Annotated in this window: 16 protein-coding genes and 2 pseudogenes; 13 read left to right on the top strand and 5 right to left on the bottom strand. The window is 39.0% G+C overall.

The window, feature by feature from the left end; genetic code table 11:
- The first annotated feature begins 10 nt into the window (after nucleotides 1-10).
- The 7 genes and pseudogenes from L3081_RS28830 to L3081_RS00740 all read left to right on the top strand — a co-directional run bounded on the left by L3081_RS28830 (nucleotide 11) and on the right by L3081_RS00740 (nucleotide 5,013).
- Nucleotides 11-1,353, top strand: a pseudogene (locus tag L3081_RS28830) (DUF5690 family protein).
- Between the two features lie 66 nt (nucleotides 1,354-1,419).
- Entirely contained in the window at nucleotides 1,420-2,229 is an 810-nt protein-coding gene (gene phnX / locus L3081_RS00760) for a phosphonoacetaldehyde hydrolase (protein WP_242282769.1), read from the top strand.
- On the top strand, nucleotides 2,226-2,825 hold the full coding sequence (locus L3081_RS26055; protein ID WP_274620259.1) for an FAD-dependent oxidoreductase: 600 nt from the start codon (nucleotides 2,226-2,228) through the stop codon (nucleotides 2,823-2,825). Before phnX ends, L3081_RS26055 begins: the two co-directional genes overlap by 4 nt.
- Nucleotides 2,767-3,633 (top strand): FAD-dependent oxidoreductase, encoded by an 867-nt coding sequence (locus L3081_RS26050; protein WP_274620258.1) that lies wholly within the window; start codon nucleotides 2,767-2,769, stop codon nucleotides 3,631-3,633. The genes L3081_RS26055 and L3081_RS26050 overlap by 59 nt, the downstream gene beginning before the upstream one ends.
- The gene (locus tag L3081_RS00750) at nucleotides 3,633-4,253 is read left to right on the top strand and encodes an HD domain-containing protein (protein ID WP_242282768.1); all 621 of its coding nucleotides are present in this window, start codon (nucleotides 3,633-3,635) and stop codon (nucleotides 4,251-4,253) included. Before L3081_RS26050 ends, L3081_RS00750 begins: the two co-directional genes overlap by 1 nt.
- Nucleotides 4,254-4,271: 18 nt before the next feature.
- Complete coding sequence (locus L3081_RS00745; protein ID WP_242282767.1) at nucleotides 4,272-4,499, top strand: winged helix-turn-helix domain-containing protein; 228 nt, start codon at nucleotides 4,272-4,274, stop codon at nucleotides 4,497-4,499.
- Nucleotides 4,500-4,572: 73 nt separating this feature from the next.
- Nucleotides 4,573-5,013 carry a UTRA domain-containing protein gene (locus tag L3081_RS00740; protein WP_242282766.1) on the top strand — a complete coding sequence of 147 codons (441 nt, stop codon included), beginning with the start codon at nucleotides 4,573-4,575 and terminating at the stop codon, nucleotides 5,011-5,013.
- 114 nt (nucleotides 5,014-5,127) lie between these two features.
- Here L3081_RS00740 and phnW read toward each other — a convergent pair whose 3' ends face one another.
- The 4 genes and pseudogenes from phnW to gpmI all read right to left on the bottom strand — a co-directional run bounded on the left by phnW (nucleotide 5,128) and on the right by gpmI (nucleotide 10,136).
- A complete protein-coding gene (gene phnW / locus L3081_RS00735) occupies nucleotides 5,128-6,219 on the bottom strand; it encodes a 2-aminoethylphosphonate--pyruvate transaminase (protein ID WP_242282765.1) in 1,092 nt (363 codons plus the stop codon).
- A 285-nt stretch (nucleotides 6,220-6,504) separates the two neighbouring features.
- Entirely contained in the window at nucleotides 6,505-7,242 is a 738-nt protein-coding gene (locus tag L3081_RS00730) for a divergent polysaccharide deacetylase family protein (protein WP_242282764.1), read from the bottom strand.
- Nucleotides 7,243-7,324: 82 nt separating this feature from the next.
- Entirely contained in the window at nucleotides 7,325-8,410 is a 1,086-nt protein-coding gene (locus L3081_RS00725; RefSeq protein WP_242282763.1) for a murein hydrolase activator EnvC family protein, read from the bottom strand.
- Nucleotides 8,411-8,548: 138 nt separating this feature from the next.
- A pseudogene (gpmI, locus tag L3081_RS00720) lies at nucleotides 8,549-10,136 on the bottom strand (2,3-bisphosphoglycerate-independent phosphoglycerate mutase).
- A 254-nt stretch (nucleotides 10,137-10,390) separates the two neighbouring features.
- On the opposite strand from gpmI, the gene L3081_RS00715 reads away from it, so the two are divergent.
- The 4 genes from L3081_RS00715 (at nucleotide 10,391) to gpsA (ending at nucleotide 12,849) form a co-directional block, all read left to right on the top strand.
- A complete protein-coding gene (locus tag L3081_RS00715) occupies nucleotides 10,391-10,810 on the top strand; it encodes a rhodanese-like domain-containing protein (RefSeq protein ID WP_242282762.1) in 420 nt (139 codons plus the stop codon).
- Between the two features lie 51 nt (nucleotides 10,811-10,861).
- On the top strand, nucleotides 10,862-11,137 hold the full coding sequence (gene grxC / locus L3081_RS00710; protein WP_242282761.1) for a glutaredoxin 3: 276 nt from the start codon (nucleotides 10,862-10,864) through the stop codon (nucleotides 11,135-11,137).
- Nucleotides 11,138-11,264: 127 nt separating this feature from the next.
- Nucleotides 11,265-11,735 carry a protein-export chaperone SecB gene (gene secB, locus L3081_RS00705; RefSeq protein WP_242282760.1) on the top strand — a complete coding sequence of 157 codons (471 nt, stop codon included), beginning with the start codon at nucleotides 11,265-11,267 and terminating at the stop codon, nucleotides 11,733-11,735.
- 109 nt (nucleotides 11,736-11,844) lie between these two features.
- Entirely contained in the window at nucleotides 11,845-12,849 is a 1,005-nt protein-coding gene (gene gpsA / locus L3081_RS00700) for an NAD(P)H-dependent glycerol-3-phosphate dehydrogenase (RefSeq protein ID WP_242282759.1), read from the top strand.
- Between the two features lie 65 nt (nucleotides 12,850-12,914).
- Here the strand turns inward: gpsA and trmL are convergent, their stop codons facing one another.
- Nucleotides 12,915-13,379 carry a tRNA (uridine(34)/cytosine(34)/5-carboxymethylaminomethyluridine(34)-2'-O)-methyltransferase TrmL gene (trmL, locus tag L3081_RS00695; RefSeq protein WP_242282758.1) on the bottom strand — a complete coding sequence of 155 codons (465 nt, stop codon included), beginning with the start codon at nucleotides 13,377-13,379 and terminating at the stop codon, nucleotides 12,915-12,917.
- 80 nt (nucleotides 13,380-13,459) lie between these two features.
- Between trmL and L3081_RS00690 the strand changes: the two genes are divergently transcribed.
- Both L3081_RS00690 and L3081_RS00685 read left to right on the top strand, forming a co-directional pair.
- Nucleotides 13,460-13,747 carry a hypothetical protein gene (locus L3081_RS00690; RefSeq protein ID WP_242282757.1) on the top strand — a complete coding sequence of 96 codons (288 nt, stop codon included), beginning with the start codon at nucleotides 13,460-13,462 and terminating at the stop codon, nucleotides 13,745-13,747.
- An 8-nt stretch (nucleotides 13,748-13,755) separates the two neighbouring features.
- Nucleotides 13,756-14,403 (top strand): cation diffusion facilitator family transporter, encoded by a 648-nt coding sequence (locus L3081_RS00685; protein ID WP_242282756.1) that lies wholly within the window; start codon nucleotides 13,756-13,758, stop codon nucleotides 14,401-14,403.
- Nucleotides 14,404-14,466: the final 63 nt, after the last annotated feature.

Genomic DNA, 14,466 nt, shown 5'->3' with positions numbered 1-14,466 from the left:
AGGTAAAATTATGTCTGCATTACGCTCTTATCTTCAACGCTGTCATACTGCAATATTTGTTGTTTATGCCTCTAGTGCTGCGTTTATGACGTATTTTTGTATGTATGCTTTCAGAAAGCCATTTTCGGTAGGCACGTACGAACAAGGCGATGATCTCTTAGGAATGGATTTTAAAGTCGCTTTAGTATTAGCACAGGTTTTAGGTTACCTACTGTCAAAGTTTATTGGCATTAAAGTAGTTTCAGAATTAACTGCGAGCCGCAGAGCCTTAACTCTACTTAGTTTAGTGATGGTTGCACAACTTGCATTAGTATTATTTGCTGTAGTGCCAGAGCCGCTGAAACCAATGATGATGTTTATTAATGGTATTCCGCTTGGCATGATTTGGGGGATCGTCTTTAGCTTTTTAGAAGGACGTAAAACTTCTGAAATATTAGGGGCTTTTTTAAGCGTTACCTTTATTGTTGCCTCAGGTCTAGTACGTACCGTAGGACAGTGGTTGCTTGTCGATATGCAAGTGACTGAATATTGGATGCCACCACAACAGGCGCAATCTTTATCGTTCCTTTGTTTGTCTCGGTGTTTTTTCTCTCGCAAACACCACCTCCTTCAATAAATGATAGGTTAGCAAGACAAGTAAGAGCACCAATGAACGCACAACAAAGGCTTAAGTTTTTTGTCAAATTTGCGCCGGGGTTAATTTTATTGGTAACAAGCTTTTTATTATTTACTGGCTTGCGTGATTTTCGCGATAACTTTTCAGCTGAAATTTGGCAAGCACTTGGTTATGGCGAAGAGCCGGCAATCTTTACTTATGCGGGAATACGTATAGCAGGGGTTGTGTTAATCGTTTTAGCTGCAATGGTCTTAGTAAAAGATAACGTAAAAGCATTTTTAACTAACCATGGTTTTATTTTATTAGGCTGTTGTTTACTAGGACTTACTACCTTTGCGTTTCAACAACAATGGATAGACGGAAAGTCTTGGATGGTATGGCTAGGCACTGGCTTATACATTGCTTACATCCCTTATAATTGCTTTCTGTTCGACCGTATGATTTCAGCGGTAGGGTCAACCGCCAATGCCGGATTTCTGATTTATTTAGCTGACTCAGCCGGCTATGTAGGTAGTGTCAGTATTTTGTTATATCGCACTTTTGCCTCGCCTGACATTAGTTGGTTAAATTTCTTTATCCAGTTGTGTTACTTCGTCGCTATTGCCGGTGGCGCTTTAGTGTGTTGCTCATTGGTATATTTTGGTTATAAATTAAAAGTTCAAAAGCGAGTACAAACACACTCAATAAATTCATCTAATCAAGCCACTAACCTTGCGTTAGGTGAAACAAATATTTAGTCATTTATCGGGTTATTTCAACAGAATTAACCCATGAAAAACATTTTAAGTTGTAAGGAATTATCTATGAATAAAATTGAAGCCGTTGTACTAGATTGGGGTGGTACTGTTGTTGATTATGGCTCAGTTGCACCAACCACCATTTTTGTTGAAGCATTTAAACAGGCTTATAATTTTGATATTTCATTAGACGAAGCTCGCGTGCCAATGGGAATGGGTAAATGGGATCATATTAAAACCTTGGGGCAGTTACCCAGTGTCGACCAACGTTGGAGTCAGCAATTTGGTTCAGCGATGAGTGACGACGTTGTTGATGAAATTTACAAAACGTTTATGCCTTTACAAAAGGCCAAGGTGGTTGACCATGCAAAACCAATTAATGGCGCATTAGATACGATTAATTGGCTAAAAAGCCATGACATTAAAATTGGTTCATGTTCGGGTTACCCGCGTGAAGTAATGGAAATACTTGTACCGGTTGCTGCAGATTATGGCTATCAGCCCGATTGTTGGGTGGCAAGTGACGATTTACAAGTCGGCTCTCGTCCGGGCCCTTGGATGGCACTACAAAATGTTCAAAAACTTGGAGTAAATAATGTTGCCAATTGCATAAAATTTGACGATTCAGCACCCGGAATCACCGAAGGTCTTAATGCCGGCATGTGGACTGTAGGGCTTGCATTAACGGGTAATGCGGTAGGGTTAACCGAGCAAGAATGGCAAGCCCTATCAGCTACAGAGCAAGCGCAATTAAAGCTAAAAGCTTACGATACCTTATATCAAGCAGGCGCTCATTTTGTTGTTGATTCATTAGCCGATGCACGAGGCGTTGTTCAGAAAATTATGGCGTTACGTGTGAGAAATGAGCGTCCATGAATTCAACATATCAGCAGCAAACTCCTTTTTGGTTTAAGCAGGCATTGTCAGAAATTGCTATGCCTGAAATGCCGGCCTTGGGCAAAAATATTAAAGCGGATGTTTGTATTATTGGTGGCGGTTATACCGGATTATGGACCGCCATTAAGCTTAAACAGCAAGATCCCACATTAAATATTGTTATTATTGAAAAAGGGCGTTGTGGACAAGGAGCGTCGGGAAGAAATGGTGGTTGCATGCTCACCTTTTCGACTAAGTTTAATACTTTAATGTCTTTATTTGGAGCGCAAGAGGCTATTCGTCTTGTTAAGGCGTCAGAGCAAGCGGTATTTGATATCGCCTCGTTTTGTCAACGCCATAATATTGATGCTGACGTTAGAACGGACGGGGCTATTTATACAGCGACTAATCAAGCGCAAAAGAGGTCTGTTGCACAACCGCTAGCTTTGCTTGAGCAATATAATGTTAATCGTTGGAAAAACTGTGACCCTAAGACCATAGCAAACTTAACAGGCTCTGCAAAAAATATTCTTGGTATTGAAACGCCGACAGGCCGGAAGTTTACATCCTGGCAAGTTAGTGGTGGGCTTAGTTAAGCAGGCGCTTGCACTAGGCATTAGTATTTTTGAGCATACGCCTTACTTAACGATGGAAAGCGGTAAGCCTGTGAAGATAAAAACCCCTGATGCGAAAATTACTGCAACAAAAGTGGTATTTGCAGTAAATGCCTGGATGGGGCAACATTTCAAAGAATTTAACCGCCATATTGTGTTAGTTTCTTCAGATATGTTAATCACAAAACCTATACCTGAACAATTAGCTGAAATAGGGTTAACTCATGGAAAAGCGATAGCAGACTCGCGAATATTTGTGCATTACTATCGAACCACTGAAGATGGTCGTCTAATGCTTGGAAAAGGGGGTAATCTCTTTTCTTATAAAAATAAAATGTTATCTGCCTTTGATCAACCAAGCCAGTTCAGTGGTATGTTGAAGACGTCATTTGCTGCGTTTTTTCCTACACTGAAAACAAGTTTTGAAACCACTTGGACAGGTGCTTCGGATCGATCTACCACGGGTGTGCCTTTCTTTGGTTCATTGACACCAGATAATAATGTCTTTTATGGCTTAGGGTATTCAGGTAATGGTGTAGTGCAAAGCTACTTAGGGGGCGATATATTGTCGTCGTTAGTGCTTGAGTTGGACAATGCATGGACTCGATCAGCAATGGCAAAAGGCCCGTTAAGCACTTTTCCGCCTGAGCCCATTCGTTATATTGGTACTCAGATGGTTAAGCATGCCATTTTAAGAAAAGAACAAGCTGAAGATAAAGGGCAATCACCTAAGTGGTATGATCAGCAATTAGCAAAGTTTGCAGCAGCAGCGGGTAAAGCCGATAAATAATGACCATTAATACCAACAAAGCTATCCAAGCAACAAAAGTAGATCAAGTCAAAGCATCAGATACCTGTGCGGTTATAGAACAAATGTTTAGTGATTATGGTGGTCAGCACTATGGTGAACAATGTGATCAATTAATCCATGCGATCAGCTGCGCCCATCATGCTAAGCAAGATAACGCTCCAACCCTACTTATTGTAGCCGCGTTATTGCATGATATTGGTCATTTTATTGCTGATCAACAACAGCTTGAAGGTTTTGATCAATGGGGACATGTGAACCATGCTGAAATAGGTGCTAATTGGTTAGCACAAAGGGAATTTCCTGCTAGCGTTTATCAACCCATTCGTTATCATGTTGAAGCTAAGCGTTATCTCGCTGCAAAATCAAATGAACAAAAGCGAATAGCGGTGTCCTTGTCTTATGCCAGTGAACAAACTTTGCAACAACAAGGTGGTAGAATGTCAGAACAACAGCAAAAGTTATTTGAACTTAACCCCTTTTTTCATCAAGCCGTAGCGTTAAGGCAATATGATGATTTAGGTAAACCAAATGAACCTATTACAGTATCTTTAACACCGTGGTTATTGATGATAAAACAAATATTAGCTATCAAATATTAATGGAGCTACAAGATAAAAATGTTACTTTACCAAGCAATACGAGAATACCTTTTTAGCTTAATTGCTGAACAGCCTGATATGAAAAAATTGCCGTCTGAACGTGAATTACTTGAGCAATTTAATTCAACTAGGATTACCGTGCGTGAGGCGCTTATACGTTTAGAGGCTGAAGGGGTTATTTATCGTCAAAACCGTAAAGGTCGGGTTTATTTGTCCGCCTCGGTTACAGTGGAATCCCGTACATAAAGTTAATTTTTATCAATTAGCGCATGAGCAAAATTTTGTTGCCGATACACGGTTAGTCTCGATAGAAAAACTTATGTTTAACTCGGATTTTAGTCAGTTGAACCAAGAAAAGGAGGAGTCAAAGCAACTATTACTTAATACAATTAATCTAGCATTTAATCAACCCACAAAGGTATATGAAATTTGTCGTGTTCGTTCATTAGATGAACGTCCCGTCATGGTTGAAGAAATATATTGTTTAGCGGATGATTTTATTGGTTTACCTGATAAAGAGTTAACAGGATCAATTACGGCTATTTTTCAGGACGACTATCAAGTTAATATTACCGCAGAAAGCAGTAGTATTTATGTTACAGCATTACCTGGACATGTTGCCAAATTATTAAATTTAAACAGTGGTGCATCTTGTTTAAAAATAATTCGTCAACGTTATGCGGCCGAACACATCTTAGTTGACTATAACATTGAATACTGGGTTCATGGCGCGATAGAAATTAAGGTGGAAAGTCACTAGGGTTTCTTGCGTATTTTATATCGTATAGATCAAAGGTAATACACTATTCTATTGCCTAAACACTCTAATAGAGTGTTTAGTTTTTTTTGAGTTTTATTGATTTAAAATAATGCGTCACCAGTATTTTGCTTGCGCTATAGCAGTGATTAATCGCTTAATGTCTTCAGGGTAAACTTCACCAATATTTCCAATTCTGAAACAATCGGCATTAGATACTTTGCCAGGATAAATCACAAAACCTAGTTGCTTTAACGCGTGATAGAAACGTTTAAAGTCATATTCAGTTTCACTTGGTGAGACAAAAGAGGTAATAATAGGTGAATGGTGTTCATCAGGTAACAAGGTGGTAAAGCCTAGCTCTCGCATCCCTTCAACTAATACTGTTTGGTTGGTGGCGTAACGGCTCGCTCTTGCTGAAATACCGCCTTCTAGTTCTAGCTCTTTCATTGCTTGCGCGAATGCTCTTACTACATGAGTGGGTGAGGTAAATCGCCATTTGCCATTAGATGTTTCCATGGTGTGCCATTGGTCATATAAATCTAGGCTAAGTGAACGGGCTTTACCTTTGCATTCTTTCATCAATGTTTGTTTTGCTATAACAAAACCAAAGCCGGGTACCCCTTGAATACATTTATTAGCAGAACTGATCATAAAGCCCACATCGAGCTCACCAATATCAAATCTCATGCCGCCAAAACTTGACATAGCATCAAGAATAAAAGTTACGCTATGTTGTTGGCAAAGTTCTGCTACTGCAGCGATGGGGTTTAACATACCTGTAGTTGTTTCACAGTGAACCATGGCTAAATGGGTAAAGCCAATATCAGCAGTTAATGCTTTGGCGATATCTTCAACATTAGGCACCATTACTTCGTCGAGCTTAATCACATGATAATTTAATTTAAGTACTTCACAAATTTCAGCCATGCGGCGGCCGTAAGCGCCATTATCGATCACTAAAATTTTATCATTATTGCCAATAGCACTTCCTAAAACCGCTTCAACACATGCGGTGCCACTACCTTGTAACAAAGTACTGGTATAACCTTGATGTGAGGTGGCTAAAATGAGTAAATCGTGTCGAATTTTTTGTACAACGTCTATGTTGTAGTCATCGTCCCATGTGCACCAATCTTGAAGCATTGACTGTTTAACAGTTTCTGAAGTGGTTAACGGGCCGGGTGTTAAAAGTAAATAATGTGCCATGTGCTTACTATCTCAATAGGTTAATTTTTATTGGTCTAGACCAGATGGTAAGCGAACAGTGCTTTGTGTACAAGTAGCGAAAGGTAAACTTCACGTAATTGTCATATTTGGTTAACACACTTTATGCTAATGATTTCTACTGGCCAAAATCACCAACTACTTCGTTATTTATTTAACCTGAGAACGGTTTAATATGCTTTTAAATTATTGAAAAATAAGCATTAAAACTTTACTTGCTTCTATCTTGATAGTTTTACTTATTATTGAAACGGATATTATTTTTTGTTATTCGCCAACCACTAATTGAGTTTGATACGCCTCAAGTGTTGAATACAAATCAGAGAGTGGTACAAGCTCAATATTATTTTTGGCTAGTGTCGGAAGCAAACGTTTTAATGCTTGAATAGTTTCTGGGTGTGGGTGGGCAATTGCAATGGCCATTTTTTGAGATTTTGCTTGGCGAATTAATGCCTGAAACTGTTTAGTAATGTAACTTTGAGTTAATTGATTATCGAGAAATATATGACGGTTATGTACAGGTACCCCTACCATTCTTGCGATACTTTCAGCCTTAGAGTACGGGCTAGTTTTACTGTCTAAAAACAATAAATGGTGTTGTTTCAAAAAGTTCATTGTCCATAGCATAGGATCATCTAATTGTGTTAAGTGGCTACCCATATGATTGTTAATACCAATAGCGAAAGGAATTTCTGTTAAAGAAGCATTCAAGCTTGCCACAATCTCTTTTTGATTCATTGCACTCGTTAATCCGCCAGGACCGAGTTTTTTACCATTTTCTGCTTCCATTGGTATATGTAACATAACATCTTTGTGGTTGGCATTGGCTTTGATAGCAATTCTTTTGCCGTAAGGTGTATGGGGTAAAATAGAGTAGGTAATAGCACCGGGTAATGATAAGGCGTTTTTGTCGGTATAACGATAACCAATATCGTCAATAATAATCGCAATACGAACAGGTGCTGCTTGTCTTTGGCGTAGTAAATAACGTGCACAAAAATACAAAGAGATAGAGTGAAAATAAATTAGACACAGCAGACATTATGGTATTGAGTTTGGTCATAAATAGGGGCGCGAAGCATATCATTTAACGACACCAAAGTCTTGGATTAACCGCTTGGCCTTGATGACGGATTTCAAAATAAAGCCCGACTTGATCTTGGCCACCACTTTGTCCAACAAGCGCAATCGGCTCGCCTGTTTCTACTTGATCGCCCACCGATTTTAACAAGGTTTGATTATGAGCGTATAAACTCATATACCCCTTACCATGGTCAATTACCGTGAGTAAGCCATAGCCTTTCAACCAATCTGAGAAGATAACCGTACCGTTATGAATCGTTTGTACCTGTCTGCCTACCGGCGCCCCTAGTAAAACGCCTTTCCATTTTAAGTAACCTTGTTTTTTACTACCAAAGCTTCGAAGTAATCTTCCCTTGACGGGCCAAGATAATTTTCTTTTGAGTTTGCTTAACCCCATTAAATCAACTTCTGCTCGAATAAGGGCAGCGAGCTTTTGCAGTGCGGCAGCTAAATTCGCCTCATCTGCTTTTAGTTTTGCCAATTTTTGCTTACTTGATAACAGTTCTTTTCCTAATGATGCGAGCGTTTTGCTACGACTATCTTTATTTTTACTTAATTTAGTTCTTTGTTTTTGTTGGCTTTGTTTTAATGATTGGAGTTGTTCAACTTGTTCTTTATGTTTTGCAGATACCGTCACTAATTGTGCAATAGTCGCTTGAAATTTTTCTATTTCATCAATGCGTGCTTTATTCATGTATTGATAATAGGTAATAGTACGTTGAATTTTTTCGCTTTGTGCTTGGTTTAGCAGTAATTTTAAATAATCATGTTGGCCAGTGGTATAAGCAGAGCGAAGTTGTTTGGCTAGTAATTGCTCTTGGGTTAATTTTTGCGAGGTCAGCTGTTTCTTTTCGTCACTTAATATAGATATTTTTTGTTGGGTGTCTTTTAAAGCTTGTTCGGTGTCGCTGATTGCTTTGGCGACTTTTGCAATGGCTAAATCGTCATCTTTTAATTGCTTCTCTAACACTGAACGTGCTTTGTTTTTTGCAAATATATTTGATTCTTGTTTAGCAATAGCTTGCTGCACATCATTAAGCTTGGCAGCGTTTCGCTGTTTTGCTATTTCGTTACTGCTCTCACTTGCCAAGCATTCAATAGAGGTAAATAAGCAGCTTACTATTAGGCAGCTGCTTATTGTTTTTTTAATGAAGGTAATCGCTATGCGCATCAATAAGTTATTCTTTTTGTAGATTAACTTACAGTTTGCCCCATTAATCTAAATGCATCAACTTAAATGCATCAAAATGGAGCCAGTCATTTCTTCGGGTTGTTCCATTGCCATTAAATGCAAAAGGGTAGGTGAAATATCACTTAAAGCACCTGTTTTTGCCGGCGTAGCAGGTCTGCCAACATAAATAAGAGGGACTGGCCCACAGGTATGGGCAGTATGCGCTTGGCCTGAGGTTTCATCTAACATTTGTTCAGCATTACCATGATCTGCGGTAATTAAACATTCACCACCGGTTTTTTTCAATGCGGAAACGACACGTCCAATACAGGTATCTACAGCTTCACAGGCTTTCACCGCGGCATCGAAGTTCCCTGTATGGCCAACCATATCACCGTTAGGGTAGTTACACACAATAAAGTCAAATTTACTGCTCTCTATTGCTTCGACTAATTTATCGGTTAGCAGAGTGGAGTTCATTTCGGGTTGTAAATCGTAAGTTGCTACATTGGGTGAAGGTACTAAAATGCGCTGTTCCCCTTCAAATTCACTTTCTTGTCCACCACTAAAGAAAAAAGTCACGTGGGCATATTTTTCAGTTTCAGAAATACGTAATTGTGTTTTATTGTGTTTAGCTAGCCATTCGCCCATCACATTATTTAGTGCTTCTGGTGCAAAGGCGCAATTTGCTTTAATATCGGCAGAATACTGCGTTAGCATAACAAAATCGCTAATGGCAGGAACTTTTTTACGGGCGAAACCATCAAAGTCTTGTTCAGTAAAACAGCGACTAAATTGACGAGCGCGATCGGCTCTAAAGTTCATAAAAATTAACGCATCGCCATCGTTTATCTCTACAGCTTTGCCTTGTTTATCCAAAATCGCACTGGCACTAACAAACTCATCATTTTCGTCACGTTGGTAAGCAGCTTCAAGCGCAGATAAAGCGTCGTTGTATTGGTACTTTCCTTTACCTGAAACCATCAAATCGTAAGCCGCTTCAACACGATCCCAACGTTGGTCTCTGTCCATTGCAAAATAACGACCGATTATTGAGGCTATTTGACCTTCGCTTTCTGAGTTAGCAAAAAGTTTTTCAAATTTTTGTTGAGCTTTTTCTAATGAACCTTTTGCACTGCGTGGTGGGGTATCTCGACCATCTAAAAAGGCATGTAAATAAACCTTTGTTGCACCGCGCTCTTTAGCAAGTTGCATCATTGCAAAAATATGGTCTTCATGGCTGTGTACACCACCTGGTGACAATAAACCAAAAATATGCACCGCTTTGTTGTGTGTTACGGCTTTATCAACAGCATTACATAATGCTTGGTGTTTGCGAAAACTCACCATCTGCAATCGATTTGGTTATACGGGTAAAATCTTGATAAACAATACGCCCTGCGCCTAAATTCACGTGACCTACTTCGGAATTTCCCATTTGACCTTCGGGTAATCCAACGGCCATGCCTGAAGTTTGTATTAGCATATTGGGATAATCTACTTTCAGCTTATCTAATACAGGTGTGTTAGCCGCTTGTATTGCATTTGAATTCGTTTGCTCGCGATAACCCCAACCATCTAAAATAATTAACACGGTTGATTTTTTTATCGATCCTTCTTTGTTCGACGCTGCTTTGTTCAACATAATCACTCGCCTTGTATTGTGCTTAAAATGAAATTACCGATATTGTACACATTGATCTCCATTTAATTAAGTAAGAAATGATTCATCTGGGGTTACCAATGCCAACAACTAAACTCGCAATTCCAAGCAGCTTGGGTATAATGTGTCGATTTTTTTATTTATGAAAATAATTAATTAAAAAGTCACACCTTTTACTATTTACTAATAGAGTCCTCATTTATGGAACAATTTATTACGTTTGCCGCAATAATGGCATGTTAAGTGCGATTTGGGTTGCCCTTGTTGTGTTGATCATCGTAACAACGATTAAAATTAATTTATCACCAGTTAAGCAAATAAGCCCACAAGACTTAACGTTTTTAATGAATAGAGAGCAAGGTGTTGCCCTTGATATTCGCTCAGAAAAAGATTTTAACACAAGCCATATTCTTGATTCGATAAATCTATCCAATGAAAAAATCAATAAAAATGGCTTTGTTAGCCTTGAAAAACACAAAGAAAATCCCATCATAGTTGTATGTAGTGTCGGTCTTAGCGCAACAAAAATTGCCAATGATTTACATAAGGCGGGTTTTGCTCGCGTTAGTATATTGAAAGGTGGCATGGGAGCTTGGACAGGTGCTTGGCTTACCCGTAACGAAAAAATAAATGTTGTGTTGTTCGTAACTGACTAAACACTTTAGACAATGCGCAATAAAAAATGCGCTCCAAGAGGAATTGAGGTTATGGCAAAAGTCGATATTTACACAAAAGCGTATTGTCCTTTTTGTTCACATGCAATGGCATTACTTGAACAGAAACAATTGCAAAACCCATCGTTACAAATTAATGAAATGAGTATTGATGGTAACATGGCGCTACGTGAAAAAATGATTGAACGTAGTGGTGGTGGTTATACCGTACCACAAATATTTATTGATGATGTTCAAGTAGGGGGCTGTGATCAATTAGTCGCTTTAGAAAGAAACAATCAGCTTGACGCATTATTATTAAAAAATTAGCCGAAAAGATATAAAAATAGCTTAAACGCTAAATAGATTAAAACAAATATTAAATTTTTATACAAAATACAGGAAATTCCCATGAGTGATGAAAACCAAAACCTAGCAGGCGAAGCCGCAGCAACAGATGCACCAAAGACAACCACAATTTGCAATTCAACGTATTTATACAAAAGATGTTTCATTTGAAACACCAAATTCTCCTGCAATTTTTCAAAAAGAGTGGAAGCCTGAAATTCAGTTAGATTTAGATACGCGTTCTAACAAAATAGCAGATGATACCTATGAAGTAGTTTTAGCTGTAACTGTTACAGCAACGGTTGAGGGGCAAACTGCCTTTTTAGCTGAAGTGCAACAAGCGGGTATTTTCACTATTGGTAACTTACCTGAACCACAACTAGCACATACTATTGGTGCTTTTTGCCCAACTACTTTATTCCCATATGCCCGTGAAACTGTAGCAAGTTTAGTGAATCGTGGTTCATTCCCACAATTTAACTTGTCACCGGTAAACTTCGAGGCATTATTTGCGTCTTATGTGAAGCAACGTGCTGCAGAAGCAAAAGTGAATGCACCAGAAAGTGCAGAAACACATTAGTTAATAATACTAAGCTGCGAGTGTCTGTTAATCCATAGCTCTTAAGGTGTTATCAAACCTCGCTACTTTCCTGCGTTAAACTTCATTTCCCTACAATTATAAGGTATTTATGACTGCTTCCGCCAAAATTACAGTATTGGGTGCTGGCTCTTATGGCACGGCATTAGCTATTTGTTTAGCTAGAAATGGTCATAAAACACTATTGTGGGGGCGTGACGCTAGCCAAGTTAATGACATGATTAGCGCACGTGAAAACACTAAATATTTAGCCGGTTGTCCATTCCCTGATAGCTTGGAGCCTACAAGTGATTTGGCCGTAGCCGTTAAAGCAAGCGATAATATTTTAGTCGTAGTGCCCAGTCATGCCTTCGGTAATATATTGAAAGATATTCAACCAATGCTTAAGCCCGGTGCTAAAGTTGCTTGGGCAACGAAAGGGTTAGATCCACAATCGGGTGATTTATTACAAAATGTCGCTAAGCGAATTCTGGGTGATAAAGTGGCATTAGCCGTTTTGTCAGGACCAACATTTGCAAAAGAAATGGCAATTGGGTTACCTACCGCTATTTCGTTGTCGTCTACAGACGAAAGCTTTGCATCTGAATTGTCAGACTTATTACATTGTGAAAAATGCTTTCGTGTTTATCCCAATAAAGATTTTATTGGGATGCAATTAGGTGGTGCCGTTAAAAATGTTATTGCTATTGGTGCAGGTATTGCTGATGGTATCGGCTTTGGTGCTAATGCGCGTACAGCATTAATTACACGGGGTTTGGCCGAAATGACGCGACTAGGCGTAGCATTAGATGCTGATCCTGCAACGTTTATGGGCATGGCAGGCTTAGGTGATTTAGTCTTGACCTGTACGGATAATCAATCACGAAATCGTCGTTTTGGTTTAGCATTAGGGCAAGGCATGGGCGTTGAACAAGCAATGGCAGATATTGGTCAGGTGGTAGAAGGCTACCGTAATACCAAAGAAGTTTATATGCTAGCTGAGCGTATGAATGTTGAAATGCCCATTGTTGAACAAGTGTATCAAGTGTTGTATCAGGGGAAAGCTGCTAAATTAGCAGCGGCAGATTTACTGTCTCGTGATCAAAAACAAGAATAATCCCCATCACTTTTTTGTTATTTAACCCAATTTTTGCGTTAGAAGTACTCATTGACTGGCGTTAATTACACTGCATTAATAAAGCCTAATTGACGCCATGCATCATACACAATAACGGCAGCGGCATTCGATAAATTCATGCTTCGACTTTCCTTTAGCATGGGAATACGGATTTTATCTTGATCGGGAATTTGTATGCGTACTTCTTCAGGCAAACCGGCTGTTTCCGATCCAAAAAGTAAATAATCGCCTTCAGTAAAGCTGACATCACCATAATAATTATCTGTTTTAGTTGTTATTGCTAATATGCGTTTAGGCTGCTCATGTTCAACAAAAGCGTTAAAATTTTTATGTCGCTTAATGGCGGCGAATTCATGATAATCCGACCCTGCTCGTCGTAGTTTTTTATCCTCTAAATCAAAACCTAAGGGTTCAATTAAGTGTAAACGGAAACCTGAGTTGGCGCATAAACGAATTATGTTACCAGTATTGGGGGGAATTTGCGGTTGAAAAAGTACAACATCTAACATAATGATAACCACTTGAGTTTGAGTGAGAGCCTAGTTGTTTGCTATTATAACGACAATATTTCTGTAAAGTCTGCTTTTTCATGTTAGAAAATAAACCTACAACCGCGGTAACCGAGGCGTTAACACAAAGTGAGGAATATGCTTACTGGGTGCGCCTAGCCGCAATTACCTCTTCATTAGTAGCGTTAACGCCGGTTGTGATTAAGTTTTATGCTTGGTTGGTTAGTGATTCTAGCGCTATCTTGGCTTCAACGACTGACTCTATTTTAGATTTATTTGCCTCTGTAATGAACATTGTTATTCTGCGTTTTGCGTTAGCTCCGGAGATGATGAGCATAAATTTGGCCATGGTAAAGCAGAGAGTTTAGGCGGTTTAGTGCAAGCCGCTTTTGTACTAGGTTCTGCTACGTTGCTTATCTTTAATGGTGTTGATAGAGTACTTCACCCGCGTGTTATTGTACAAAGTGATATTGCCATTGCCGTCTCCATTATTGCTATTGCATTAACGCTTTTTTTGGTTGTCTTTCAGCGTTACGTCATTAAGCGTACATCTTCTATTGTGATCAGTGCTGATGCACTGCATTATCAATCTGACTTATTGTTAAATTTAGGGGTATTGTTTGCAATCTATTTAAGCCAAGGCATTTGGCTACAAGCAGATGGTGCTTTTACTGTTGCTGTGGGTTTATATTTACTCTTTGGTGCGGGACAAATTATTTATCAAAGTGTATTCCAATTGATGGATCATGAATTAAGCGAGGAAGAAGTAACGCAAATACGAAGCATTGTATTATCGCATGATTATGCGCTAGGTTTACATGAATTACGCACAAGACAATCAGGTGTTTATCGGTTTATACAATTTCATTTAGAGCTAGATAATTCTTTATCTTTACTAGAGGCTCATAGCATTGGGGATGATATTGAAGCAGAAATCTGTCAATCATTTGCCCCTTGCGAAGTCTTTATTCATCATGACCCTAGCGCTGTTGTCGCTGAAGAGTTAAAAACAGAGCAAGCTTAGTGTTGTTCAAACCATGTTATAGCAGCCAATAAAGCTTGTTGACGATAAACATCGCTTTCAAAA

Origin of the sequence: Colwellia maritima (genome assembly GCF_022669015.1) — a bacterium.
Classification (GTDB): domain Bacteria; phylum Pseudomonadota; class Gammaproteobacteria; order Enterobacterales; family Alteromonadaceae; genus Colwellia; species Colwellia maritima.
Note: the sequence above shows the minus strand (reverse complement) of the source record. Positions and strands in the feature narration are given on the sequence as shown.